The 24563-nt window shown below is 65.7% G+C and carries 21 protein-coding genes; 15 read left to right on the forward strand and 6 right to left on the reverse strand.

Features of this window, described 5'->3' with window-relative positions; all coding sequences use genetic code 11:
• The first annotated feature begins 4 nt into the window (after positions 1–4).
• From LDO41_RS25225 to LDO41_RS25255, 7 genes are all read left to right on the forward strand, one after another.
• Positions 5–463, forward strand: a complete 459-nt coding sequence (locus LDO41_RS25225; RefSeq protein ID WP_223993289.1) for a hypothetical protein — start codon at positions 5–7, stop codon at positions 461–463.
• Positions 460–1173 (forward strand): C39 family peptidase, encoded by a 714-nt coding sequence (locus tag LDO41_RS25230; protein WP_377742882.1) that lies wholly within the window; start codon positions 460–462, stop codon positions 1171–1173. Before LDO41_RS25225 ends, LDO41_RS25230 begins: the two co-directional genes overlap by 4 nt.
• 11 nt (positions 1174–1184) lie before the next feature.
• Positions 1185–2381, forward strand: a complete 1197-nt coding sequence (locus tag LDO41_RS25235) for a hypothetical protein (RefSeq protein WP_223993290.1) — start codon at positions 1185–1187, stop codon at positions 2379–2381.
• Positions 2382–2444: 63 nt separating this feature from the next.
• On the forward strand, positions 2445–3887 hold the full coding sequence (locus LDO41_RS25240; RefSeq protein ID WP_223993291.1) for an acetate kinase: 1443 nt from the start codon (positions 2445–2447) through the stop codon (positions 3885–3887).
• A 193-nt stretch (positions 3888–4080) separates the two neighbouring features.
• The gene (locus LDO41_RS25245; RefSeq protein ID WP_223993292.1) at positions 4081–4593 is read left to right on the forward strand and encodes a DUF1269 domain-containing protein; all 513 of its coding nucleotides are present in this window, start codon (positions 4081–4083) and stop codon (positions 4591–4593) included.
• A gap of 254 nt (positions 4594–4847) precedes the next feature.
• On the forward strand, positions 4848–5993 hold the full coding sequence (locus LDO41_RS25250) for an ABC transporter substrate-binding protein (RefSeq protein ID WP_223993293.1): 1146 nt from the start codon (positions 4848–4850) through the stop codon (positions 5991–5993).
• A 47-nt stretch (positions 5994–6040) separates the two neighbouring features.
• Positions 6041–6841, forward strand: coding sequence for an SDR family oxidoreductase (locus LDO41_RS25255; RefSeq protein WP_223993295.1), 801 nt, complete (start codon positions 6041–6043; stop codon positions 6839–6841).
• Here LDO41_RS25255 and LDO41_RS25260 read toward each other — a convergent pair.
• Positions 6823–7707, reverse strand: a complete 885-nt coding sequence (locus LDO41_RS25260) for a LysR family transcriptional regulator (protein WP_223993297.1) — start codon at positions 7705–7707, stop codon at positions 6823–6825. The genes LDO41_RS25255 and LDO41_RS25260 overlap by 19 nt on opposite strands.
• A gap of 354 nt (positions 7708–8061) precedes the next feature.
• Here LDO41_RS25260 and LDO41_RS25265 point away from each other — a divergent pair, with 354 nt between their 5' ends.
• Genes LDO41_RS25265 through LDO41_RS25275 form a run of 3 tightly spaced genes read left to right on the forward strand, consistent with a single transcriptional unit; the run spans position 8062 to position 10797 of the window.
• Positions 8062–9423, forward strand: coding sequence for an acyclic terpene utilization AtuA family protein (locus LDO41_RS25265; RefSeq protein ID WP_223993299.1), 1362 nt, complete (start codon positions 8062–8064; stop codon positions 9421–9423).
• A gap of 13 nt (positions 9424–9436) precedes the next feature.
• Positions 9437–9781 carry an AtuA-related protein gene (locus LDO41_RS25270; protein ID WP_223993300.1) on the forward strand — a complete coding sequence of 115 codons (345 nt, stop codon included), beginning with the start codon at positions 9437–9439 and terminating at the stop codon, positions 9779–9781.
• 41 nt (positions 9782–9822) lie between these two features.
• Positions 9823–10797, forward strand: a complete 975-nt coding sequence (locus LDO41_RS25275) for a Bug family tripartite tricarboxylate transporter substrate binding protein (RefSeq protein WP_223993304.1) — start codon at positions 9823–9825, stop codon at positions 10795–10797.
• A 106-nt stretch (positions 10798–10903) separates the two neighbouring features.
• On the opposite strand, the gene LDO41_RS25280 is transcribed toward LDO41_RS25275, so the two are convergent.
• Positions 10904–12961, reverse strand: a complete 2058-nt coding sequence (locus LDO41_RS25280) for a ParB/Srx family N-terminal domain-containing protein (protein ID WP_223993305.1) — start codon at positions 12959–12961, stop codon at positions 10904–10906.
• Positions 12962–13236: 275 nt separating this feature from the next.
• Here LDO41_RS25280 and LDO41_RS25285 point away from each other — a divergent pair, with 275 nt between their 5' ends.
• Complete coding sequence (locus tag LDO41_RS25285; protein WP_377743180.1) at positions 13237–13953, forward strand: NADPH-dependent F420 reductase; 717 nt, start codon at positions 13237–13239, stop codon at positions 13951–13953.
• Positions 13954–13982: 29 nt separating this feature from the next.
• Here the strand turns inward: LDO41_RS25285 and LDO41_RS25290 are convergent, their stop codons facing one another.
• A complete protein-coding gene (locus tag LDO41_RS25290; protein ID WP_223993309.1) occupies positions 13983–14372 on the reverse strand; it encodes a GNAT family N-acetyltransferase in 390 nt (129 codons plus the stop codon).
• Between the two features lie 84 nt (positions 14373–14456).
• Here LDO41_RS25290 and LDO41_RS25295 point away from each other — a divergent pair, with 84 nt between their 5' ends.
• On the forward strand, positions 14457–15944 hold the full coding sequence (locus LDO41_RS25295) for an AMP nucleosidase (RefSeq protein ID WP_377743177.1): 1488 nt from the start codon (positions 14457–14459) through the stop codon (positions 15942–15944).
• Here LDO41_RS25295 and LDO41_RS25300 read toward each other — a convergent pair.
• Both LDO41_RS25300 and leuA read right to left on the reverse strand, forming a co-directional pair.
• Positions 15941–16612, reverse strand: a complete 672-nt coding sequence (locus LDO41_RS25300) for an OmpW/AlkL family protein (RefSeq protein ID WP_223993313.1) — start codon at positions 16610–16612, stop codon at positions 15941–15943. The two genes, LDO41_RS25295 and LDO41_RS25300, sit on opposite strands and share 4 nt — an antisense overlap.
• A 261-nt stretch (positions 16613–16873) precedes the next feature.
• Complete coding sequence (gene leuA, locus LDO41_RS25305) at positions 16874–18577, reverse strand: 2-isopropylmalate synthase (protein ID WP_223993315.1); 1704 nt, start codon at positions 18575–18577, stop codon at positions 16874–16876.
• 561 nt (positions 18578–19138) lie between these two features.
• Here leuA and LDO41_RS25310 point away from each other — a divergent pair.
• The 3 genes from LDO41_RS25310 to LDO41_RS25320 all read left to right on the forward strand — a co-directional run bounded on the left by LDO41_RS25310 (position 19139) and on the right by LDO41_RS25320 (position 23789).
• Positions 19139–20536, forward strand: coding sequence for a hypothetical protein (locus tag LDO41_RS25310; RefSeq protein WP_223993317.1), 1398 nt, complete (start codon positions 19139–19141; stop codon positions 20534–20536).
• A gap of 126 nt (positions 20537–20662) precedes the next feature.
• The gene (locus LDO41_RS25315) at positions 20663–21934 is read left to right on the forward strand and encodes a filamentous hemagglutinin N-terminal domain-containing protein (RefSeq protein ID WP_223993322.1); all 1272 of its coding nucleotides are present in this window, start codon (positions 20663–20665) and stop codon (positions 21932–21934) included.
• Positions 21935–22037: 103 nt separating this feature from the next.
• Entirely contained in the window at positions 22038–23789 is a 1752-nt protein-coding gene (locus LDO41_RS25320; protein ID WP_223993323.1) for a filamentous hemagglutinin N-terminal domain-containing protein, read from the forward strand.
• On the opposite strand, the gene LDO41_RS25325 is transcribed toward LDO41_RS25320, so the two are convergent.
• Positions 23776–24558 (reverse strand): heme ABC transporter ATP-binding protein, encoded by a 783-nt coding sequence (locus LDO41_RS25325; RefSeq protein ID WP_223993324.1) that lies wholly within the window; start codon positions 24556–24558, stop codon positions 23776–23778. The genes LDO41_RS25320 and LDO41_RS25325 overlap by 14 nt on opposite strands.
• Positions 24559–24563 lie beyond the last annotated feature (5 nt).

Here is a 24563-nt window from a genome sequence, read left to right on the forward strand (position 1 = left end):
CACCATGCGATCGCATCGCCTTGCCGTCATGAGTGTGACGGTCCTGCTGGCCTGGCCAGCGTTGCATGCCACTGCCGGTCCGCCGGATGCGGCTGCACCCCAGGCGACGACTGTTGTCGCGGCCACCGCCAGTGCGAGTGCCGAAAGTGACAGCGCGCGCGCCACGGCGAGCGCGACAGCCATTGCGACATCCTCTGCCAAACCGAATGTGTTCGGCTCGACCGCGCGCGCGGTCACGAGCGAGAAGCTCGATGGCGTGCGGGGTGGCGCGGAGACGGTCGTCAATGACATGAAGCTGCACGGCACCGTTGCCGATAACGCCGCGATCAATGTGAGAACCGGCAGCAACGTGATTGCCGAAGGTTCATTTTCCAATTCAGCGGGTCTGCCGACCGTGATCCAGAACACCGGGTCCAACGTGCTGATCCAGAACGCAACGATCCTCAACGTCCAGTTCAAATGAAGACGCTCGCGCGCCGCATGGTGTTGTTCGCGGCCACGGCCGCGGCTATCGGGGGAACGTTTGTCACCGCGCCCATGGCGCGCGCCGACACGATCCAGCTTCCGGGGCAGAACGGCAACGTCTATACGGTGCCGGTGACGAGCCTGCGCGAGGCGCGCTTTCGCACCACCATCCGGCAGCAGTTCGACTTCAGTTGCGGCTCGGCTGCCGTCGCCACGCTGCTGACGTACCAGTATGGCTATCCGGTGACCGAGCAGATCGTCTTCGCCAACATGTACGTCAATGGCGACCAGGCCAAGATACGCGCCGAGGGATTCTCGCTGCTGGACATGAAACGCTTTCTCGAGTCGCGCGGCTTTCTGGCGGATGGCTATGAGGTGCCGCTGTCGAAGCTCGAGGAAACGCAGGTTCCGGCGATCGTGCTGATCGTCGAGAACGGGTATCACCACTTCGTCGTGGTGAAGGGAGTCAGGGGAAATCGCGTGCTGATCGGAGATCCTGCACGCGGCACGCGCGCGCTCGAGCGAGAGCATTTCGAGCGGATCTGGGACAGCAACCTGCTGTTCGTGATCCACAACCGCACCGAGAACGCCCGCTTCAATCTCGCGTCCGACTGGCGTGTCGCGCCAACGGGACCATACTCAATGGGAGTCAACCGCGACAGTCTGTTCTTCACCGTCATGCCCAAGCATGGCGCCAGTGATTTCTGAGGAACATCATCATGGTTCAGACAACCGCAACACACGCGCCGCGCCGCGCGGCGCTTCCTGCCGCCGCGGCGATGCTGCTGGGCGCGGGACTCGCCTGCGCCGGCAACGCGCAGGCGACTGTGGCCGAAGAGGCCGTGGCCGCGCCGATCGATGTTGCCATGCCCGTCGCGAAGGCGTTGGCGGAGCCTGTCGCCACGTCTGTGGCAACGACGACAACGACGACGACAACGCCCATCATCACTTCAACCATCGCCGAGGCCAGGGCACAGGCGGCATCTGTCGCATCGAACATCGCGTCGAAGGCGGCGCCGTCAACAAAATCTGCATCGTCAGCTGCACCGATCACCGCAAAACCCGTCGAGCGATCTGACGCGCTGGCACTGCTGGCCGCCGTGGCCGCGGCCGAACCACCGCCGCCCAATGTCGCGCGCCGCGCGCCGGACGAGCTTGCCAAAGCGATCGATCTCGCGGCACCGGAGCCCGCGCGCGTGGCCCATGCGCGAGGCGACATGTCCAAATGGAAGAAGGTCGCCAGCGCCAAGCTCGACGAGGCGCGGGGCGGCTTCGACGTCGGCGGCTTGCAGGTCGGCTTCGGTATCGACCGCGCGGTGTACGTCAACGGCGCGCTTGCCGTGGCCACGAGCATTTCGATCCCCGACGTGACCCGCATCACCGCAGCGCAGGCCGCGCAGTTGCAGCAGGCGCTCGGCGGAGTGGCCGCTGCCGTGTCGCAGGCCAATGGCGCGGCCAACAGCGCCGTGGCGGCAGCCAACGCGGCGGCTGCCGATGCGCGCGCGCAGGGCGGGCAGGCTGGTGCGGCTGCCCAGGCCACCGCGGCGGGCGCGGTCGCCACCGCGCAGGGGGCCGCTGGCGCCAACGCCTCGGCCAGCAGTGGCACGGCCACGGGCGCGTCTGCCACTGCCACGGGCGCGAACGGACTGCCGACCAGCACCGTTGCCACGGCCACCGGCGCGGTCACGACCAATGGGTTGATGAACCTCGTGCAGAACGGGCCGGGCAATTCAAGCAACTCAGCGGCGAACGTAGGTGCGATGCCGAACATGCCATCCACCGTGATCCAGAATACGCTCAATAACCAGAGCATTCAGAGCCTGATGACGATCAGTGCCAGCGTGAATACGCTCGCGGCGTTCCGCTCGCAAGTCGCCAATACAGCTTTAAACAGTGTCATCCAGCGCATGAGGTAAGCATCGAGTACAGGTTGCGGGCTCCTGTCAAATCAGCCCGCCGTCCCGGGGGAGGAAGACGTCATGAAGAAGCGTTCGCTGCAGGGCATCGGCTATGCCGGATGCTCGACGATGCTGCTGCTCGCCGGCCTGGGCCAAGCCCAGACGTTGCCGGACAGCGGGCCACCAGGCGTGGCCAAGCTCGAGAACCTGCAGAAGGAACTGGCGGAACAAGCCAGACAGCTCGAGCAGATGAAACGCGCGCTCGCGGAGCAGGAGGCCACCATCCGCGAATTGCGCAGCGTGATGACCAACGACTCGCTCGCGCGCAAGCGTGGCGGCCAGCGTACCGGCGGCGACGTGGCAACCAATGCCGCCGCAGCGGGTGCGGGCGCCAGCGCGACCCAGATCAACAACACCGTGCAGCAGGGCATGCAGGCGCAGCAGGACGCGCCACCGCAGGCCGTGCAACCGGGTGGACAGGGCAGTGCGCAGGGCGCGCAGGCCGGCGAGTCGCTGGCGGGGCCCGCGGTAGAGGAACCTGTCGGTCGTCCGCCCGAATCCGATGGCCGTCCGCCCGAGATCGCGCCGATCTTCGATCAGCCTGGCGTGCTCACGCCGCAGGGCAAGATCGTGCTCGAGCCGAGCTTCCAGTACGGCTACTCATCAAACAATCGGGTGGCGCTGGTCGGGTACTCGGTGATCCCAGCCGTGCTGATCGGCCTGATCGACGTGCGCGAGGTCAAGACCACCACGTACCTGGGCGCGTTGGCGCTGCGCTACGGCATCACCAAGCGGCTCGAGATCGAAGCCAAGGTGCCGTACGTGCATACCAGCGGCCAGACCGTCAGCCGCGAGGTCTTCACCGGAACGGCTTTCGACAACGTGTTCAATGCCAGCGGCAGCGGGCTCGGCGACGTCGAGGCAACGTTGCGCTATCAGCTCAACTACGGCAACGAGAAGATGCCGTACTTCATCGGCTGGTTCCGCTACAAGTCGAACACCGGCAAAGATCCGTTCGAAGTGGTCACTGACTGCGTGACACGCTGCGTGAGCAATACCACCGGCACCGGCCTGCCGCTCGGCATGCCGACCGGCACCGGCTTCCAGGCGGTTCAGCCTGGCGTGACGTGGCTGCTGCCGACCGACCCCGCGGTGTTCTTCGGTACCTTCAGCTACCTGCACAACTTCGCGCGCGACAACATCAGCCGCACGGTGCTCAACGGCGAGAAGGAATTCCTTGGCAAAATCTCGCCGGGCGATATCTTCCAGTTCAACTTCGGCATGGGCCTTTCGCTGAACGAACACGCGTCGTTCAGTATCGGCTACGACCAGAGCATCATCTGGCCGACCAAGCTGAACGGGCAGACCATTCCCGGCTCGGTCAAGATCACGCAGGGCACGCTGCTGGTGGGCTATTCGTATCGCTTCAATCAGCGCTACACGCTCAACCTGTCGGTGGGCGCGGGCCTCACGCGGGATACGCCGGACCTGACTGTCACGATGCGTCTGCCAATCACGTTCTGACCGCCTGTGACGTGCGAGGGGTGATGCGTGCCACGCTTCGGTGGGATGCATCACCCCTCGGTTCGTTTACGCGCTTGCACTCGGCGAATCGGCGGCGTACAACGGATCTAACCGTCCTGATCTGTGAGATCACGCTGCACGGCGGCGACGGATGACCTCATGCAAGAGGGCGGACTGACCAAGGAGGATAGCCATGCGCAAACGGATCTTCTGGTTACTGCCTGACCTGCCCAGTGCGCGCCGAACGATGGATGATCTGTTGGTCGCGCGCATCGAAAATCGCCATATCCACTTTGTCGCGCGCGATGGCACCGACATGACCGGGCTGCACGAGGCGAACCTGTTCCAGACTTCCGATATCGTGCATGCGGCCGAGATGGGCCTGATGCTCGGCGGTGCCGTCGGCATCGTTGCGGGCGTGGTGGTCGCGATGTTCCCGATCGTCAGTGACACCCCCCAGTGGGGCCTGGTCGGCGTGCTCGCCGTGCTGGGCGCGGTGTTCGGCGCGTGGGCTTCCAGCATGATCGGCAGTTCCGCGCCGAACAGCCGGCTGCGCGCGTTCGAGAGCGACATCGAGGCAGGCCGGTTCCTGCTGATGGTCGATGTGCCGCGCGGCCGTGTGGAGGAAATCGAAGCGCTGCTGCGTACCACGCATCCGGAAGCGCAGTTCGGCGGTCTCGACCCCGCAGTCCCCGCATTCCCCTGAACGGGTGGCGCTTTCCTTCTGAATGCCGGTTCGGGCGTCGATGTTGCGGTGCGGTGTGCCGCGACTGCAACATCGCGCTCGCCTGTATCGCGTCGTTTGTGCACATTCGTTTGCACTTTCCTACTCGTTTGCGTTAATTTCGGACTCATTGGCGCGCGTCACGCGAGGTAACTCGTGATGCGCCGCCGCACGCAGCGGAAAACAATTAATCACGCAGGCGATTCGTGCCATCACGGCACGGGAGGGGTCAGACAATGAGCGCAACAGGGATGGCGCGGGGCATGCTTGCCGCCGCGCTGGGGTTTGCCGTGTGTATGTCCAGCGCGGCCAACGCGGAACCCGGCATCGGCCGGAACACCATTCGCATCGGCCAGTCCGCGGGGGTCACCGGTCCGGTGGCAGGTTCGGTCAAGGAGCAGATCGCGGGTGCGCAGGTGTACCTGAGCACCGTCAATGCCGCGGGCGGCATCAATGGCCGCAAGATCGAGCTGGTCACCTACGACGACGGCTTCGACGCCAAGCGCACGCCCGACAACGTACGCAAGCTGATCCAGGAAGAGAAGGTGTTCGCGCTGTTCATGGTGCGCGGCACGCCGCAGAACGAAAGCATCCTCCCCATGATCTCGGCCGAGAAGGTGCCGCTGGTCGCACCGCTGACGGGCGCGATCACGCTGCATCGCCCGGTCAACCGCTACGTGTTCAACGTGCGCGCGAAATATCAGGATGAAGTCGCGCGCGCGATCAATCATCTGGCCACCTCGGGCATGAACCGCATCGCGATCTTCTATGCGAACGACGGCTTTGGCCAGGATGTGTACGAAGGCTTTACCACCGCGCTGCAGGCGCGTGGCGTGCAGCCCGCGGGCGTGGCCTCCTATGCGCGGCCGATGGGCGATATCAGCCAGGGCGTCGTGACGATCAACAAGGCCAATCCGCAGGCCGTGCTCGTGATCGGTTCGGGCGCCGAGGCGGCGCGCGTGATTCGCGATATGAAGCGTGGTGGCAGCCAGGCGCAGTTCGTGACGCTGTCGAACAACGCGGCGGACTCGTTTATCAAGGACCTTGGCGAGGATGGTCGCGGGCTCATCATCACGCAGGTGGTGCCGGGTACGAACTCGAGCCAGATGACGTTGGCCAGCGAATATCGCAGTCTGGCGCGGCAGCAAGGCGTGGAGCCGAGCAACGCGGGCATGGAAGGCTTTATGTCGGCCAAGGTGCTGGTCGAGGGTTTGCGTCGGGCCGGGCCCGAGCCGACCCGCGAGAAGCTCGTCACGGCGCTCGAAGCCCTGCGCGACTACGATCTCGGCGGCATCCTGATCAGCTACAGTCCGGCGCGACATACCGGCTCGTCGTTCGTGGAGATGTCGATCGTGTCGTCGACGGGCAAGCTCATTCGCTAGCGCGTGGCGCGCGGGGGGGCGCCAGTTTGCTGCGGTATAGTTGCCCGATGGCGAATCTCGACGCAGCAAACTTCCGCACTCCTTCTTCCTCTCCGTTCTCGCTGAACGGTCGCGTGGCGCTGGTCACCGGCGGCGCGCAGGGCTTGGGGCAGGCCATCGCAACTGGCCTCGCGGCGGCGGGCGCGCACGTACTCGTGTGTGCGCGCAATGCGGAGCGCGTGGCGCAGGCCGTGGCGCAACTGCATGCAGACGGTCTCGCAGCCGAGGCGCTCGTGCTCGACATCACCGACGAAGCGGCGGTGGCCGCCGCGTTCGCGCGCATCGAGGCTACGCACGGGCGGCTCGACATTCTGGTCAACAATGCGGGCGCGCGGCATCGCGATTCGATGATGCAGCTCGATGCCGACGACCTGCGCGCGATGCTCGAGACCAATCTGATCGCCCCCTACGCGCTATGCCGTCACGCGGCCGTGCTGATGCAGCGCCATGCATATGGCCGCATCGTCAATGTCACGTCGATTGCGGGACAGATTGCGCGCGCGAATGACGTGCTCTATCCCGCCACCAAGGGCGGCCTCGACGCGCTCACGCGTGCGATGGCCGCGGACCTCGGTCGGCATGGCATCACCGTCAATGCGATCGCGCCGGGCTACTTTGCCACGGAGCCGAACCAGCCGATGGTTGCCGATGCATCGGTCTCCAGCTGGCTGCAGCAGCGCACGTCGCTGGGCCGCTGGGGCCAGCCGTCCGAGCTCGCCGGCGCGGCGGTGTTTCTCGCCTCGCCGTCGGCGTCGTACGTGACCGGACAGGTCATTGCGGTGGACGGCGGCTACCTCGGCCACTTCTGACGCAGCATCTCGATCATCGCCGTGGCGGCCGCGGAATCGCCGCGTTCGCGCAGGCGCACGAGGCAGATGTCACGCACGAGCTGCGGCATCTGCAGTGGGCGGATGGCCAGTGCGTCGCGGCGGAACTGGAATAGCGCGAGCGCGGGCACCACGGAGATGCCGAGGCCCGCTTCGACCAGCGCGGCCACCGTGGCCAGATGCTCGACCTCCATCACGCCATTGAGCCGCAGCGGATGCAGTGCGGCATCGAGGTGCTGGCGCACGCTGCTGGTCCGTGACAGCTGAATGAATGGCAGCCCCGCCAGCGCGGTGGGCGCGATGCGTCGTTTGCGCGCGAGCGGATGGTCCGCGCGGCATACGAGGTGAAAGTTGTCGTGCACGAGCGGTTCCACGCGCAGGTCGGTGTCCTGCGCGGGCGTGGGGGCCAACGCGAAGTCCACTTGGCCGCGCCGGACCATGTCGATGCAGCCGTCGGCAAGCTGGTCATGCAACTCGAGCGCGATACCGGGATAGCGCGCGCGATACGTGGCGAGCAGTGGCGGCAGATCGCCGCCGGCGAGCGACGGCAATGCCGCGATGGCGACCCGTCCCTTGCGCCGCTCGGCGTGATCGCGCAGATCGGCAAACGCGGCCTCGAAGTCCTCGAGCAGCCGCCGCGCCACCTCCTCGAAACGACGCCCGTCCGCACTCAGCTCCACGTGGCGCGTGGTGCGTTCGAACAAGCGGCTACCGGCCTGCTCCTCGAGCGTCTGCACCAGCGTGCTGAACGCCGACTGCGAAAGATGACACGCCTGCGCCGCGCGCGTGAAATTGCGATGCGTCGCCAGCGCAACGAATGCCCGAAGATGCCTGACCGAGACGTTCATGTTTTCAGTTTTGCTCCGCTCCCACACACCGTCTGATTGCCGCTCTCCCCTTCGGGGAGAGCGCCGCGCAGGCGCAACGCACACCCACGGTTTGCCCCCCGTCGCGGGAGAAAGCGCCGCGCAGGTGTAACGCACACCCACGGTTTGCTCCCCTCTCCCTTGAGGGAGAGGGGCCGGGGGAGTGGGTGAAAGGTTAAATAACCAATTGTGTTCTCCCCTCTCCCTCGGGGAGAGGGGCTGGGGGAGAGGGCGCACACTCATCTAACAAACCAATAGATTAATCCAAATAATCCATTTTTTGGAATACGGGCGCAGGCCTAGAATGCAATCGCCACTACTCCACAAATGCCCACCATGACTGTCCCTCTGCTGATCGGCTCAGGCGCCGGCTTCTCCGGCGACCGCACCGACGCGGCGCTGCCCGTGGTGCGCACCATGATCGCCGCCGGTGGCCCCGCCGCCCTGATCTTCGAAACGCTGGCCGAACGTACCCTCGCGCTGGCGCAACTCGCCCGCCGGCAGGATCCGGAGCATGGCTACGAGCCGCTGCTCGATCAATTGCTGGCGCCGGTGCTGGCCCTTTGCCTGAAGCACCGCATTCCAATCATCGGCAACTTCGGCGCCGCCAACCCGCGCGCAGCGGCGCGACGCATCGGCGTGCTCGCAACCGAGCTCGGCCTGCCCGCGCCGCGCGTAGCCGTGGTCGAGGGCGATGACCTGTCCGACGACGCCGGCCGCGCATTGCTGCGCGAGCGCCTCGGCGAGAGCTTCCCCGAAGCACGCTTCGTCTGCGCCAACGCGTATATCGGCGCACGCGGCATCGCCGATGCGCTGCGCGATGGCGCGCAGATCGTCGTCTGCGGTCGCGTGGCCGATCCCGCGCTGGCCGTCGGCCCGGCCATGGCGCATTTCGGCTGGGCCTGGGACGACTGGAACCGCCTGGCGGCAGCAACCATGGCGGGCCATCTGCTCGAGTGCGGTGCGCAGGTCAGCGGCGGCTATTTCGCCGACCCGGGCATGAAGGACGTTCCCGACGTGCACGCAGTAGGTTTTCCCATCGCCAAACTCGGCGACGACGGCGCCATCGAAATCTTCAAGGCCGATCACACCGGCGGCTGCGTCGATCTGCGCACAGTCAAGGAACAGTTGCTGTACGAGGTACACGATCCGCGCGCGTACCTGACGCCCGACGTGGTGGCCGATATCGGCGACGTCACGGTGGAGCAGATCGGCCCCGATCGCGTCGCGGTCCGCAATATTCGCGGCCATGCGCGCACGGATACGCTCAAGGCCAACCTGTTCTCTCATGGCGGCTGGATTGCCGAAGGCGAGATCTCCTACGCGGGCTTCAATGCCGCGGCACGCGCCAGACTCGCCGCGGATATCGTGCGCAAGCGCATGACGATGCTCGGCTTCGATGCGCATATCCGCTTCGACCTGATCGGCGTGCTGAGCGTATTCGCCGACGATGCCGGCACCATGCTCGCCGCCACGCAATCCAATGAAGCCGATGCGCAGGACGTGCGGCTGCGCGCGGCCATCGTGCACGAGGACCAGGCCGTTGCTCAGGCGCTGCTGCGCGAGGTCAACACGCTGTACACCTGTGGCCCGGCCGGCGGCGGCGGCGTGCGCACCGCGCTGCGCAGCCGCCTGAACGCGATGTCTTGCCTGGTGCCGCGCACGGCGGTGTCGCCGAGCCATACCTTCGTTGCCTGATCGAGAGCCCGTCATGACCGCGCCGACCATTCCCCTGTATTCGCTCGCCCACGGCCGCACCGGCGACAAGGGCGACCGCTCCAACATCAGTGTCATTGCCTACGATGCGCGTGATTTCGACCACCTTGTCACACACGTCACCGAGGACGCGGTACGCGCATTGTTCGCGCATCGCCGTCCGACCACGGTCACGCGCTATCTGGTGCCGTCGCTGCAGGCCATGAACTTCGTCATCGATGGCGTGCTCGACGGCGGCGTCAACGATTCGCTCAACCTGGACACGCACGGCAAGGCGCTGGCGTTTCTGTTGCTGAGCATGCCGATACCGACGCCTTCGCGTCTGGCGGCCGTACCCTGAACCCTGCTGCTCATAAAACGAATTCACCCGAGGAGACCAAGATGTACGCAATTTGCAGGCCGCTAGCATTCGCGGCTGTCACGTTCGTTTCGCTGGCGTTGCCCATGGGTAGCGCGTGGGCCGATTATCCCGACAAGCCGATCCGCTTCGTCGTGCCGTTCGCGGCCGGCAGCGCCACCGACCAGCTCGCCCGCGCGATCGGCCAGGCGGTGACGCTCGACACCAAGGTCACCGTGGTGGTCGACAACAAGCCCGGCGCAGCCGGCTTTATCGCGGCCTCCGACGTGGCCAAGGCCAGCCCGGACGGCTACACGGTGCTCATCACCACCAACACCACGCACGCCGCCAACGAGCATCTGTTCAAGAAACTGCCTTACGATCCGGTCAAGGACTATTCGCCGATCACCGCGCTCGGCCGCGGCGGCCAGATCATGGTCGTGAACCCGGCGGTGCCGGCGAAGACCGTCGGCGAGTTCATCGCGCTGGCGAAGAAAGAGCCGGGCAAGCTGAGCTTTGGCAGCGGCAGCTCGTCGTCGCGTATCGCCGGTGAACTGTTCCAGCAGATGGCCCATGTAGAACTGCTGCACGTGCCGTACAAGAGCAACCCGCTGGCCATCACGGATCTGCTGGGCAACCAGATCCAGATGATGATCACCGACACCGCGACGGGCCTGCCGCAAGTCAAGACCGGCAAGCTGCGCGCGCTGGGCGTCTCGAGCAAGAGCCGTTCGCCGCTGGCGCCGGACGTGCCGACCATCGACGAAGCTGGCGTCAAGGGCTACGAGATGAGCTACTGGTTCGCGGCGTACGCGCCCGCCAAGACGCCGCAGGCCGTGGTGGACAAGCTCAACGCGATGCTGGTCAAGGCCGCGAAGAGCGAGACCGCGGCAAACTTCTACCAGTCCACCGGCACCGAGGTGTTCACGAGCACGCCGGCGGAACTGGCGAAGTTCCAGAATCAAGAGTCGGCCAAGTGGGGCCGCATCATCAAGTCCGCCAATATTCAGCCGGAATAAGTTCGGCCGAAACAAGCCAGCGATAAAAAAACCGCCGGATTTCTCACGAAATCCGGCGGTTTTTGCTTACGCAGAAACGGGTACGCTCACCCGTTTCCGCCAAGACTCAAGGCTTCAGCTTCAGCCGGTAATCCACCGCGTACGGCAGCTTGCCCGGGCTCGCCTCCGTAACCGGTACCGACAGTTTCGTGAACTCCGATTCGCCGAGCGCGCTCAGGCGGCCCAGCTGCGCGGCGGTCTTGCCGTTGCTGACCGGTGCGTCCGCTGCCAGCGCCACCATGGCCTCCGACGCCTTGCGCACTGCCGCGAGGTAGCTCGTGGTGTCGTCGAGGTTCACCTTGGACAGATCGATCACCGTACGGAGCCAGTCGCCCCAGTAGAACTCCGTGAACTCGGTGGCGTCCGACAGTTGCGAGTAACCGATGTCACGCGTGAAGTAGACCAGCGAGCGATACGGATCGTTGCCCAGGCCATTGGAGAGCCCCAGTGCGCGCGGCAGATCGGCCGGGTAGACCGGGCGGTTGTCGGGATCCTTCAGCCAGATGAGCTTGCGCTCGCGCAGCGTGCGGAAGAACGTCGCGCGGTTCAGGTTCGACAGGTTGTCCTGCACCTTGATGTACGCCTTCGACTGCGGGCCGCCGGTCGGGGCTTCGGTCATGGTCGTGAACGCGTGATGGCCGTCGGTCAGATAGGGCTCGCCGTACGGACCTACCACGAGCGTCTTCATGTCCTGCGGCTTGTTGCCGACGACCTGCGTGCAGCCGAACGAGCTCAGGTTGTCGATGCGCGCGGTGGTCAGGTTCAGGTTCTTGTCGCTCTTGTTCTGGCCATTGTTCTCGCAGGCGTCGTCGAAGTTCTTGACCGGATCCTTCGCATAGCGGCCGAGCTTGTAGTAGATCTGGTCGCGGCCGATCGCGGGCTGCGTCGGGCGCAGGTCGCGCAGCGTCACGAGGATGTTATCGCTGGCCTTCGCGCCGAGGTACGTCGAGATGGCTGCCGGCGCCGGCAGCGGCGTGCATACCGCGGGGAGCAGATGCTTGCTGCCCGGTTCCTGACGAACCTGATAGGCCAGCTTCGTGCTCACTGGCAGCAATGTCAGGCTTCCATTGGCAGGCTGACTGGCTACCGTGGCCTGCCACGTGCCGCCGATCAGGCCATTGGCCTTGATGCCCGCCACCGTGTTGTAGGTGAGCGGCACATCGACCGGCACGTTGTCCGCGGCCAGCGTGCTGCCGCTGACGGAGACGATATTGCGGCGCGTGCGGCCGGTGGGGACGTCGGCCGTGTCGAGCTCGGGCTCGGCGCAGACCCAGTCGCCATCGATCGCATTGGCCGGCAGCGCCTGCGCGGTACGCACCACCCAGTTGCCGGCCGTGTTGACCACACCCGTGCCGGGCTCATCGACGAACAGGGCCACCTGTGCGGTCTGGCGGCCCACAAACACGCGGCCGACCTTTGCACCCGCCAGCGTCAGCGTGTAGGCCCCGGGGTAACGCGTCTGGTCCGCATCGGCAGTCAGGCTGCCGGTCTGGCCACCCGCGCAATCCGCGGCAAAGCCCTGGCCCGCACAGACGCGCACGCCGCCGTCCGCGGCGATGTTGAGTTGTCCGGCCGAGGCGTTGGCGCCGGTCTGGCGCAGGAATGCATAGGTGCCGACGATGTCCGCAAGCTGCGCGCCACGGTTGGCGGCGCTGATGTAGCCCTGCAGCAGCGAGCCATCGGCCAGTTTCACGTTGGGCACCTTGCCCAGCGCGCCCGACAGCACGCCCTCGTCGAGCGAGAACGTGAACGTGATATTCGACGCGGCGGCGGCCAGTGCGGCCGGCACGTCGGTGCCAGAAGCGGTCAGCCCCGACACGCGATAGACGCCGCTGGCTTCGTCCAGCACGTATTGGCCGACCAGGCTGCCGGCGAGGCCGACGCGCGAGTCGAGGAAGCGCAGCGTGAGCTGACCCGCCGCGGGCTGGTCGAGCGTCACCGAGACGGTGTCGCCGAAGCTGACGGCGCCCACATATTGCGTGCCGCCAGCCAGCGGCTTGACCGTGACGGTCTGGCCTGGCTGATTGCCGTTGCCACCGTTATTGCCGCCGCTCGGGTTGGCATTCGACGCGCCATCGCCGTCGCCACCACAGGCGGTCAGGGCAAAAGTGGCCAGCGTCAACATGGCCAGACGTGTCAGGGGAAGCGGTTTCCTCGATTCGCGTGTCATTGTTGTCCTTGTGGTCGTGCGGGCGGCCAGCACGTGTGGCGTGCGTGCCGCGCGCCAGTCTAGGGACGCGTGATGACGGCGGCGTGACAGCCTGAGCACCTGGAGAGACAGCCGGCACCGGAAACCCGGCACGTTTTGGCCTAGAGTGACTAGGTCGAAACTATGCGGAGACACCCATGACACCCACCAGAACGTCCGCCAGTTACGCCCATGACGCCCAAGATGGCCGCATGCCGAGGCGTGTGTCGCGCCGTACAGTGCTGCTGGCCGGCGTGGCGCTGGCCGCTGCCGCCGGCCTGACGCGTGCGCAGGCGCCGGCCGGCAAGCTGCGCATTGGCGTGATCGGCTCCGGCCGCATCGGCGGCACGATCGGCGGGCTGTGGGTCAAAGCGGGTCATCCCGTGATGTTTTCCTCGCGGCATCCGGAGGAACTGAAGTCGCTCGCGGAACGGCTCGGCCCGCTCGCGCAGACCGGCACGGTGGCGCAGGCGCTGTCGTTCGCCGATGTGCTGCTGCTGGCGGTACCTTACAGCGCGGTGCCGGCCATCGGCGAGCAGAACGCGGCCGCGTGGCGCGGCAAGACCGTGCTGGACGCCACCAATGCGATCGCGGCGCGTGACGGTGCGGTAGCGGAAGAGGTGCAGCGCAACGGCATCGGCGCGACGACGTCGAAGTACCTGCGCGGCGCGAAGATCGTCCGCGCGTTCAATTTCACGGGTGCCACCGAGTTTGCGCGCGAGAGCCATCGCAGCGGGGCGCCGCTGGCCGTGCCGATCGCTGGGGACGATGCCAAGGCGCTGGAGCAGGCGTCGCAACTGGTGCGCGAGGCGGGGTTCGAACCGGTGGTGGTGGGCGGCCTCTCCACGGCCGATCGCTTTGCGCCGGGCGGCAAGCTGTTCCGTCAGATGGGGACCGCGGAGGAATTCCGGCGCGCGATGGCGCAGTAATGGGTGAAGCCGTAGCGGCCGGGCAAGCCTTACAGCGGCCGCCGCTCCATCGCGACCATCGATGGGGAAAAGCCGAGCTGGCCGAAGAATGCCGCTTCCGATGAGCGCGCGGCCCGCAGTACCCACGTGATATCGGGATCGGCGCCCATGATATGGCGCATCAGCGCGCGGCCGACGCCGCGGCGGCGATGCTGCGGGGCGACCGCGATCATCGAGATATAGCCATTTGAGATATCGTCGCAGAGCGCGCGCACAAAGCCGATGACCTCGCCGTCTTCCACTGCAACCGCCACCCGTTGCGAGTTGGCGATCGATTGCGCGAAGCGTTCGGCATTGCCAACCCGGTGATCCCACCCGTTCGCCGCCAGCAGACGCCTGACAGCTTCGATTTCCTCGGGCAACGGATTCCGGATTTCCATCAGCACTCCTTCTGAATGGCGACAGAGTGTAGCGAGCGCTAGCCATCGCGTCAAACTGGCGCGGGAGCGATCTCGCGCGGTATGATGGCTCGCATGAACGCTGCCATCTTCTCCTCCGCCCATCCGGCCGATCAGTTGGCCGAGTTCTCCGACGCCGAGAGCGCGCTGGCGCGCATTCGCGAGATCTACGACAGTTCCGTCGCGGCCGTGCGCGCGCGGTTCGAAGCCTTCGCGCGCGGCGAACCGCTGCCGTCGGCCGCGCACGCGTGTTATCCGTACCTTGGTATCTCGGTCAATCTCGAGACGATGGTCACGGACAGCCGTCCCGCCTGGGGCACGGTCGCGTACCCGGGCGTCTATGGCACCACGGTCACGCGGCCCGATCTGCTGGCCGATTACTATCGCGACCAGATCGAACGCCTGATCCGCTATCACCGCGTGCCGGTGGTGGTGGGCCTGTCGCGGCGACCGATCCCGCTGCCGTTCGTGATCGAAGCCTCGACCACCGATATCAGCTTCACGCAGGCGCGCGAACTCGAAGCGTCGTTTGTCTTGCCCGAGCTGTCGCGCATCGACGATTCGATTGCCAATGGCACCTACGAACCGGTGGCGGGCGAGGCGTGGCCGCTATCGCTGTTCCCGGGGGAACGCGTCGACCTCGCGCTACAGAGGCTGTACCACTACACAGGCACTGCGCCGCATCATTTCCAGCGCTTCGTGCTGTTCACCAACTACCAGCGCTACGTCGATGAATTCGTCGCGCTCGGCCGCTCGCTGATGGCCAGCGACGGCGGCGACGGCTACGTGCGTTTCGTCGAGCCCGGCGATATCACGCAGGAACTCGGCGCGAGCGATCCCGACGAAGCCACGCGTCCGCGCGCGTTGCCGCAGATGCCCGCGTACCACCTCGTGCGCGAGGACAAGCTCGGCGTGACGTTGGTGAATATCGGTGTGGGCCCTTCGAACGCGAAGACCATGACCGACCATCTTGCGGTACTGCGTCCGCACTGCTGGCTGATGATCGGCCATTGCGGCGGCCTGCGCCGCTCGCAGCAGCTCGGCGACTATGTGCTGGCCCACGCGTACGTGCGCGACGACCATGTGCTCGACCACGACCTGCCGCCATGGGTACCGGTGCCGCCGATCGCGGAGATCCAGGTGGCGCTGCAGGAGGCGGTGGCGCGCGTGACGGGGTTATCCGGCAACGAGATGAAGACGCGCATGCGCACCGGCACCGTGGTGTCGACGGACGATCGTAACTGGGAACTCAAGTCGAAGGCGCTCTACGCGCGCTTCAACCAGTCGCGCGCGATTGCCATCGACATGGAGAGCGCGACGGTTGCGGCCAACGGCTTCCGTCTGCGCGTGCCGTACGGCACGCTGCTGTGCGTCTCCGACAAGCCGCTGCACGGCGAGTTGAAGCTGCGCGGCATGGCCAACGCGTTCTATCGCCAGCGCGTGAGCCAGCACATGACGATCGGGCTGGAAGCCGTGCGCATCCTGCGCGAGAGCGGCGTGGAAGCGCTGCATTCGCGCAAGCTGCGCAGCTTCGACGAGCCCGCGTTCCGCTAGAACCGGTAGCCCACGCCCGCGCTGAACAGCCACGGATTGAGCTGCACGGCGGACACCTTCGTGCCGCCCGCATAGACGTTGCTCGAGATCCACGACTTCTTGGCATCGAGGTTCAGGAACCAGTTCTTTGTGAGCTTGTAGTCCATGCCGATCTGCAGCACCGGACCCACGCTCCAGCGATCGAGCGTCAGCGAATTGTTGGCAAGATTGGCGCCGTAGATGCGCGTCACGTTCACGCCGGCCCCCACATATGGCCGGAACGTGCCCTCGGGCAGGAAGTGATACTGCAGCGTGAGCGCCGGTGGCAGATGCCGGAACGTGCCGATCTTGTTGCCGTCCAGACTCACGTCCTGGCTTTGCGGCACCGTGGCCATCAACTCCACCGCGATATGCGGCACGATGAAGTAGGTCACGTCGATCTCGGGAATCCACTTGTTGTTGACGCCGATCCGATCGGCTGCGCCCACGCCGCCGATTGGATCGGACTTGTCCGCCATGTTGAGATACGTCGCGCGCAGCCGCACCAGCCAGTTGCCCTGCGTGGCGTCATCGGCCGCGTTGGCGCCCAGAGGCAGCGCGCCAATCAGGGCGGCAACGAGTGAAAAGGCAATGCGGGAAGGACGGCGAGAATTAACGCGAGAAGAAAAACCCTGAAGAGAGATGGTCATTTTGGTCTTCGCTTTTTATCGTAAAACAGCGAGACCAGTGTGGCGCGATCGGCATTCGCCGATATTGACCCAACTCAACTGCGTGTGATGTCGTGGTAATTCCGCTTCTATTCACATGCGGAATTATTCGTGGCGCGGCCACGTGGCGGCCGGTACGCTGTGTCCACGTGGTCTTGTACCGCGCATGTCGTGGGCGTCCGCAAGGGCGTCTTTCGCGGTGTGCCCCATGGGGGTGGGGCACACCCGTTTTTCTGACACAACCTACGCGGCCTTCGCCTCGGCAGATTCGGTGATCTCGGACGCCGTCGTCGCCAGATGGCGATTGACGCCCGATATCACCGCGCGCAGCGAAGCCGTAACGATGCTCGCATCGACGCCCGCACCGAACCCGGTCGGCGACGTCCCGACGCGGACTTCCACATAGCAGGCCGCCTTGGCATCGGCACCGGCCGACAGCGCATGCTCGTGATAGTCCATCACGCGCACTGGCACATCGAGTTCTCGCACGAACGCATCGACCACCGCATCGATCGGACCATTGCCGGCGCCGCGCACGCGTACCGTCTCTCCATCGCGCACCAGCTCGATATCGATCTCCACCGCGCCGTCCGCGGCCGAGGTCATCTGGTGCGTCACGTAACGCAGCGGGGCCTCGCGATCGAGGTATTCGCGGCGGAACAGCGCATAGAGATCCTCGGCACTTGCCTCGAGACCGGTCTCGTCGGTCATCGCCTGTACTGCGCGGCTGAATTCGATCTGGAGGCGGCGCGGCATGTAGATGCCATGCACCTGTTCGAGCAGATAGGCCATGCCACCCTTGCCCGACTGGCTGTTGACGCGGATCACCGCATCGTAGCTGCGGCCGAGGTCCGCCGGGTCGATCGGCAGGTACGGCACCTCCCAGATGGCATCGGGCCGCTGCTGCGCGAAGCCCTTGCGGATCGCGTCCTGGTGCGAACCCGAGAAGGCCGTGAACACGAGATCGCCAACGTACGGATGACGCGGATGCACGGGCAGCTGATTGCAGTGCTCGACGCACTGGCGCACCTCATCGATATCCGAGAAATCGAGGCCCGGTGCCACGCCTTGCGTATAGAGGTTCAGCGCGAGCGTGACCAGGTCCACGTTGCCGGTGCGCTCGCCGTTGCCGAACAGGCAGCCCTCGACGCGATCGGCGCCCGCCATCACGGCCAGCTCGGCCGCGGCCACGGCGGTGCCGCGATCGTTGTGCGGGTGCACTGACAGTACGATATGTTCGCGCCGCGCGAGATGGCGGCTCATCCATTCGATCTGGTCGGCGAATACGTTGGGCGTGCTGCATTCCACCGTGGTCGGCAGATTCAGAATCATCTTGCGGCCTGGGCCCGCACCCCACGTCTCGGCCACCGCGTCGGACACCTCGAGCGCAAAGTCGAGTTCGGCCTGGCTGAAGGTCTCCGGCGAATACTCGTAACCCCAGTGCGTGCCGGGCTGCGCGTCGGTCAGCTCGCGAATCAGCCGCGTGCCGGTGACCGCCACCTCGCGAATTTCTTCGCGCGACGCGTTGAACACGATGCGGCGCCATGCGGGCGCGATCGGGTTGTACAGGTGCACCGTGGCGCGGTGGGCATCGCGCACCGACTCCACGGTACGGCGAATCAGGTCTTCGCGCGATTGCGTCAGCACGATGATCGTCACGTCATCGGGAATGCGTTTCTGCTCGATCAGCATCCGCACGAAGTCGAAGTCGGTCTGCGAGGCCGACGGAAAGCCCACCTCGATCTCCTTGAGCCCGATCTTCACGAGCTGCTCGAAGAAGCGCAGCTTGCGCTCGGCGCTCATGGGCTCGATCAGGGCCTGGTTGCCGTCGCGCAGATCGGTGCTCATCCAGAGCGGCGCACGCGTGATCTGGCGCGAAGGCCAGGTGCGGTCAGGCAAATCTACGGCGGTGGCGGGGCGGTACTTGACGGCGGGATTGGACAGCATGAGTTTTCCTTCCTCGCGGAAGCTCCATGACGGAAACGGGATATCGGGGATGACGGGTACAGCGGATAACGCAAACGCGTGGCGACAGGTTGCCGAACTGCCACAGGCACTAGGCCCGGCAACCGATCACTAGGGTTAGCGATAGCGCGAGAAGGAGGGGGAATGCCGCACCGCCGCATGACGGCTCACCAGACGCGCGCGCGTTCGCCACGATGCGTGGAGCATCGGCGAAATCTGCAGCGGCGGCGTGCTTGCGGTTCATCTGGGGGGCATGGATCGAGCGAATGGAGGAGCGTAGTCCAAAACTGCCGGATGCGTCAACCGGGTCGGTGCGGCACCCCACGCCACCTCACGCAGGCGGATCGGGCAAATGGATGAGCGCGCGCGACAGACGACGGGCTTACGCCCGTTGTGTGGCATAGCGCTCAGTCCTCTGACTGGTACTGCCACGCGCGCATCGCGCATAGGCTGGTAACGGCAGGACGGTATGGGAAACGGAAGGGGTAACTAAAAAGCGGGCGGGGCGCGACAGCGCTGCTCCCGAGACCGAGGGGACGCATCATGAGAACACAGACATGGACAACCTGGCTGCTGGCCATCACCACCGCGCTGATGCTCGCGGCCTGTGGTGGAGGCGGCGGCGGTAGCTCGGGAGCAGGCACCCCGACGACGAGCGGCACGGGCGGCGGCGGAGGGAGTGGCGGTAGCGGCGACGGTAGCGGTGGCAGCGCGGCGTCGAAAACTTACGTCATGCAGCTGGGGCTCACTGCCGGGCAGGTCGCCGTCGGCGGCACGCTGCCGATCACCGCGACCGTGGTCGATGGCAATGGCAACGACGTCACCATCTCCACGCAGTTCACCTGGTCGTCCTCGGATAGCGGGATTGCCACGGTCTCCAATGCGAGCGTCCCCGGCAGCGCCAACGTGCGCGGCACCGGTATCGGCGTGGCCACCATCAGCGTGGTCGCAACTGTGACTGCAGCCGATGGCGCGGTGACGCAACTGCCGCTGCAATCCGCGAGCGTGACGGTTCTCGCCGCCGGCGCCACCACCTACAACCTCGCGCTGCCGTATCCGGCGCTGTCGATGACGCATGGCCAGATGCTACCGGTCACCGCGTCGCTGATCGACAGCCACGGTGCCGACCGCTCGGCCGCGGGTACGGGCTGGACGTGGAACAGCAACGGTGCCGCGGTGCAGATCACCAGCGTCGGCAATGTCGGCACGCTGAGCGCGTTCAACACGGCCAGTACGGTTGCGCAGGCACTCGTCAGCGTATCCGTGACGGCGCCGAACGGCGGCGCGCTGTCGGGCATGTTCCCGGTTTCGGTCGTCGCTGCCGGTGTGGCGAGCTATCGGCTGGTGCTGTCGCAGGGTGGCGCGCAGATCAACGCGATCTCTGTGCTCAACGGACGGCCGCAATCGTTCGCGTCGCGCGTGATCCGCAACGACGAGACCGATACCACGAGCGCGTTCGATGGACTGTGGACCTTCACCACGACGTCGCCGACGCTGGCGGTGCAGCCCAATGCCAGCACGCGCATCACGACCATCGGCACCAGCCTGCCGAACGGCGCGGATGCGTACCAGAGCGTGCTATCGGTCAGCGCGGGCAGTCTTACGCTGACGCCGCGGCCGCGCGCGAGCCTGTTCGTCACCGAGCAGCCAACCTGGGCGCTGATCTATAACGGCCCGCAGCCGCTGACGCTGGTCAACCCGATTCCGGCGACGGTGGCGGTGCAGGTGGTCCATCGCGGCATCGACGAAGGCATCATGCAATGCGCGGGATGGAGCTGGACCGCGGGCACGGGCAACATCGTGCTGCTGCCGGTGTTGTTCGCGCCCAACGCGATTCAGATCCAGCCAAGCGCGCCGGGACCATTCTCGGTCACGGTAACGTGCACGGCCGGCGCGGAGGCGGTACCGCTGTCGATGACGATCGCCGGTACTGTGATGTAACGGGTCGTCAGCAGTTTCGGCGTTCGGCTACAGCCGGGACGAGGCATCCATGAGACCGTAGGGTTCCTGACCCAACGGAGCAGTGAGATGCCTCGATCCTTTTCAGTTCGCAGATTCTCCTTTCGTATGGCGGTCCCCGGTCGCATCGCGGCACGGTCGATCCCGCTCGCCGGTCTGCTTGGCCTGACTGCGGCGACTGCACACGCCGTGTCGCCGGCCGACCGCAACACCGGCGTGCGCCACGCGGGAAACGGCGTGACGATCGTCGATATCGCCACGCCCAATACCGCGGGGGTTTCGCACAATCGCCATCATGCCTACGACGTGGCCGCCTCCGGGCTCGTGCTCAACAACGCCGCGCCGGGCCAGGCGCACCAGCCGTCCGTGCTGGCCGGCGCGCTGCAGGCCAATGCGCGACTGCATCGCCCGGCGGACGTCATCCTCAACGAAGTCGTCTCCACGAACCGCAGCCTGCTGGCGGGACCGACCGAAGTGTATGGCGGGCGTGCCGACGTCGTCGTGGCCAATCCGAATGGCATCACGTGCGCCGGTTGTGAGTTCCTGAACACCGAACGCGTCACGTTGACCACCGGTGCGCCCCAGTTCGACGCGGTGGGGGCGCTGGTGGGACTCGATGTGACACGGGGCGACGTTGCGTTCGAGCGGAGCCCGACGGGCACGGGCATGATGCGAGGGCCGACCACGCTCGATGTGGTCGCGCGTGTCATCACGGTAGACAGCACGGTGCAGGCGCGTGACCTGAGCCTGCTCGCCGGCACCAATCGCTACGATTATCGCGCGCGTCAGCTGGTCGGTACGACCAGCCCGACGGACGGGCACGCGCAACCATTTGCGATCGATAGCACCTCACTCGGCGGCATGTACGGCGAACGGATCCGGCTGGTCGCCACGGAGCAGGGCACCGGTGTACGCACGCGTGGCGCCGTGGGTGGCTGGCATACCGAGGTGACGGTGCAATCGAAAGGCGAATACGTGCAGCAGGGGCTGCTGTGGGGCGCGAATCTCGCATTGTCCAGCGACGGACATATGAAGCTGGAGAGTCTGATCAGGGCGGGCAACACATTGCGCGTCAGGGCAAAGGGTATCTTCATTGGCGGGCAAGCCTCGGTGTGGGCCGGCAACATTGACTTTGCGGCGGAAGGGCGTCAGCCAGGGGTTATGCCGCTGCTTGGCGATGGCAAGCTCCTGAACCTGGGAGACGTCGTCTCGGCCACGCGGATTCAGGTCGCGGCGGACCTTGGGGTGTATAGCCCCGGCAGGTTGTTTGGCTTTGGCGATGTCCGCGTCCAGGCGCCCTGGGTAATGGGCGATCGCAGCAGGATGGGCATGCTGTACGTGAACGGATCGCTCACGGAGCGATCTGGAGGAATCCGATGATTGCATTTCAGTAATCGGTGACAGCGCCGCAGTCATCCGGGTGCCACATTGATTGAGGAGCGTCCCGCTTTGGACGCTCCGCCAATCAACCGGAGATGCAAGCATGGATCGTGTCTATCGCGGGGGCCACGGACTCGTTGTCGTGATGGCGTGTCATTTGGGGATGATGCCCTTCTTAGCCGCCGCACAGTCGGCGGTGGTCGCGGAAGGGCGTACGAATACCAGGGTGACGGTGGCAGATACCGGCGCCACGGTGATCGATATCGCCACGGCTAATGCGGCGGGGCTGTCGCACAACCGGTACGCTCGCTTCGATGTCGATGCGGCGGGCCTGGTGCTTAATAACGCCGTGCAGGATGTCGCGCAGGTCCGCGCCCGGGTTGGCTCCGAAGCCACGGCTCTCGCCGGCGGTCTGGTGCCCAACGCCAATCTGACGGCGCCCGCCAGCGTGATCCTCAACGAGGTGATGGGCCCCCATGCCTCGCACTTGCGCGGCATGTTATCGGTGCATGGCGCCACCGCCGACGTGATGGTCGCCAATCCTTACGGCATCACATGCTCGGGCTGCAGCTTCCTCAACACGGATCGTGTCGTGCTGACGACCGGAGTGCCACAGATCGACGATAACGGTGCCGTCGAGACATTCCTCGTCCGGCAGGGCACCGTGACCGTCGACGAAGGGGGGATGGACGCCAGTGGGCAGAAGTCGCTCGACATCATTGCGCGCGCCATCAATATCGAAGGCGACATCCAGGCGCAGGCCCTGTCGCTCCATGCCGGCAGTGGCGAGGATGCCGCCCAGGGAGAGATGCAGGGGGACGCGGGTCGTCCGGCGCGCATGATCGGCAGCGCGCCGTTGGGAGGTGCCCACGGCGATCGGATTCGATTGTCGGTGTCGCGGCTGGGGGTGGGCGTGCGTGGCTCCGAACAGGCACCACAGGATGTGGAGAGTGAGGACGGGCTGAACGCCCCGGGCAGTGAAGGCCGCCTGCGCATCGTTCGCAAGATCACCGCGACGGGCGACGTATCGCTGAGTGGCGGAGCAATCGGCAACTCCGGACGCATCGAAAGCAAGGGGGATATCCGAGTGCTGGGCCGATCCTTCGTCAATCGAGGGGATGTGGTGGGAAACGGGCACGTCCTCCTGTCCGCTACTGCCATCGTCAACGGGCTAAAGCAGCCCCGCCGCTTATGGCTGCCTCCGTCCCACCGACGCACCTTCAGACTCGCGCGACCTTCGGTGATGTCACGCCTGTCGCTGTACGAGCCGGTCGAGCGACACTGGCGGGAATCGCAGGTTTTTGCGGAAGCGGACCGCGTTCAGGCACCAGTGATCTCTGCGGGCAAGACGATGCGGATGACGTTCTTCGTCGGCAAGAATGTCGGCGGGAGACTGGAGAGTGCCGGCACGATGTCCCTCACGGGCCTTGGCCGCGGCATCATCCAGCCGGTGTTCCATAACAACCCGCTATTGCTGGAGACCCGACACTTCGTCGAGCGCGCATGGCGCCCGCGCGGGTGGCTGAGATTGTTCATGCCGCAACAGCCCTTTCATCAGGCAGGTATGCCGCCGCCGCCCCGGCCGGAGCCAGCTTCGGTAGAGACACACAACACGCTCGCGGCCGGTATCCGCGCGCCTGTGTTGCAGACCACGGACTTCGAGCTGAGCAACATCGGGGGTATCGAACAATCGGGAGAGCAGGCAGGCGTCGTGACCGACAAGCTGATCGTGGGGAAAGTCGCGGAAGCGGACATGCGTGTCTTGAAGCGCGGAGAGATCCCACCGCCCGAAGCCGATGCGGAAATGGTGCCCAAGGTGCGGACCGGGACGAGGGTGACGCTCAATCCAACGTAAAGGTCACCGAGGGGCCCGCATCGCTGTGCGTCACCTGTGCGGGAAGCCCATACACGTGACTGAGTGCATCGGGCACCAGCACCTCGGCGGGCGTGCCCTGCGCAATCGCACGTCCGTTTGCGAGCAGCAATAGCCGGTCGCACCAGCGCGCGGCAAGGTTGACGTCGTGCAGCACCACAAGCACCGCCAGCCCTTCGTCGCGCGCGAGCGTGCGCACGGCACGCAACAGCAGCAACTGGTGACGCGGATCGAGACTCGAGGTCGGTTCGTCGAGGAACAGCACGCGATACTCGTTGCGCGTGAGGCCAGTCAGTGCCTGCAGCAACGCGCGCGCGAATTGCACGCGTTGCTGTTCACCGCCAGAGATGCCCAGATAGCGCCGATCGCGCAGCGCGGTGACATCGGCCAGTTGCAGCACCTGATCCATGCGAACGGCAACATCTTCAGCATCGACCTCGGGAAACGGGTAAGCGCCCATCTCCACGACCTCGCGCACCGACAGATCGAAGGCGAGGCTCGGCGATTGCGGCAGTACCGCGCGCCGGCGCGCGAGCGCCTGCGTGGACCACCGTGCAAGTGCCTGCGCGTCGAGCGTGACGGCGCCACCGGTCGGCGCAAGTTCACCCGCAAGCGTGCCAAGCAAGGTTGACTTGCCAGCGCCGTTGGCGCCGAGCACGCCCACCACTTCACCGGCATGCAGGTCGAGGTCGATCGCATGCAGCACCGTGCGATCGTCGCGCGCGCATGTCAGTTGTCGGGTCGATAGCATTCGCG

Source organism: Cupriavidus pampae (assembly GCF_914271485.1).
Lineage (GTDB): Bacteria > Pseudomonadota > Gammaproteobacteria > Burkholderiales > Burkholderiaceae > Cupriavidus > Cupriavidus pampae.

Bases quoted from the DNA above. Each gene is read 5' to 3' on its own strand.
- LDO41_RS25225 (WP_223993289.1), top strand. From the start codon at position 5: ATGCGATCGCATCGCCTTGCCGTCATGAGTGTGACGGTCCTGCTGGCC.
- LDO41_RS25230 (WP_377742882.1), top strand. From the start codon at position 460: ATGAAGACGCTCGCGCGCCGCATGGTGTTGTTCGCGGCCACGGCCGCG.
- LDO41_RS25235 (WP_223993290.1), top strand. From the start codon at position 1,185: ATGGTTCAGACAACCGCAACACACGCGCCGCGCCGCGCGGCGCTTCCT.
- LDO41_RS25240 (WP_223993291.1), top strand. From the start codon at position 2,445: ATGAAGAAGCGTTCGCTGCAGGGCATCGGCTATGCCGGATGCTCGACG.
- LDO41_RS25245 (WP_223993292.1), top strand. From the start codon at position 4,081: ATGCGCAAACGGATCTTCTGGTTACTGCCTGACCTGCCCAGTGCGCGC.
- LDO41_RS25250 (WP_223993293.1), top strand. From the start codon at position 4,848: ATGAGCGCAACAGGGATGGCGCGGGGCATGCTTGCCGCCGCGCTGGGG.
- LDO41_RS25255 (WP_223993295.1), top strand. From the start codon at position 6,041: ATGGCGAATCTCGACGCAGCAAACTTCCGCACTCCTTCTTCCTCTCCG.
- LDO41_RS25260 (WP_223993297.1), bottom strand. From the start codon at position 7,707: ATGAACGTCTCGGTCAGGCATCTTCGGGCATTCGTTGCGCTGGCGACG.
- LDO41_RS25265 (WP_223993299.1), top strand. From the start codon at position 8,062: ATGACTGTCCCTCTGCTGATCGGCTCAGGCGCCGGCTTCTCCGGCGAC.
- LDO41_RS25270 (WP_223993300.1), top strand. From the start codon at position 9,437: ATGACCGCGCCGACCATTCCCCTGTATTCGCTCGCCCACGGCCGCACC.
- LDO41_RS25275 (WP_223993304.1), top strand. From the start codon at position 9,823: ATGTACGCAATTTGCAGGCCGCTAGCATTCGCGGCTGTCACGTTCGTT.
- LDO41_RS25280 (WP_223993305.1), bottom strand. From the start codon at position 12,961: ATGTTGACGCTGGCCACTTTTGCCCTGACCGCCTGTGGTGGCGACGGC.
- LDO41_RS25285 (WP_377743180.1), top strand. From the start codon at position 13,237: ATGCCGAGGCGTGTGTCGCGCCGTACAGTGCTGCTGGCCGGCGTGGCG.
- LDO41_RS25290 (WP_223993309.1), bottom strand. From the start codon at position 14,372: ATGGAAATCCGGAATCCGTTGCCCGAGGAAATCGAAGCTGTCAGGCGT.
- LDO41_RS25295 (WP_377743177.1), top strand. From the start codon at position 14,457: ATGGCTCGCATGAACGCTGCCATCTTCTCCTCCGCCCATCCGGCCGAT.
- LDO41_RS25300 (WP_223993313.1), bottom strand. From the start codon at position 16,612: ATGACCATCTCTCTTCAGGGTTTTTCTTCTCGCGTTAATTCTCGCCGT.
- leuA (WP_223993315.1), bottom strand. From the start codon at position 18,577: ATGCTGTCCAATCCCGCCGTCAAGTACCGCCCCGCCACCGCCGTAGAT.
- LDO41_RS25310 (WP_223993317.1), top strand. From the start codon at position 19,139: ATGAGAACACAGACATGGACAACCTGGCTGCTGGCCATCACCACCGCG.
- LDO41_RS25315 (WP_223993322.1), top strand. From the start codon at position 20,663: ATGGCGGTCCCCGGTCGCATCGCGGCACGGTCGATCCCGCTCGCCGGT.
- LDO41_RS25320 (WP_223993323.1), top strand. From the start codon at position 22,038: ATGGATCGTGTCTATCGCGGGGGCCACGGACTCGTTGTCGTGATGGCG.
- LDO41_RS25325 (WP_223993324.1), bottom strand. From the start codon at position 24,558: ATGCTATCGACCCGACAACTGACATGCGCGCGCGACGATCGCACGGTG.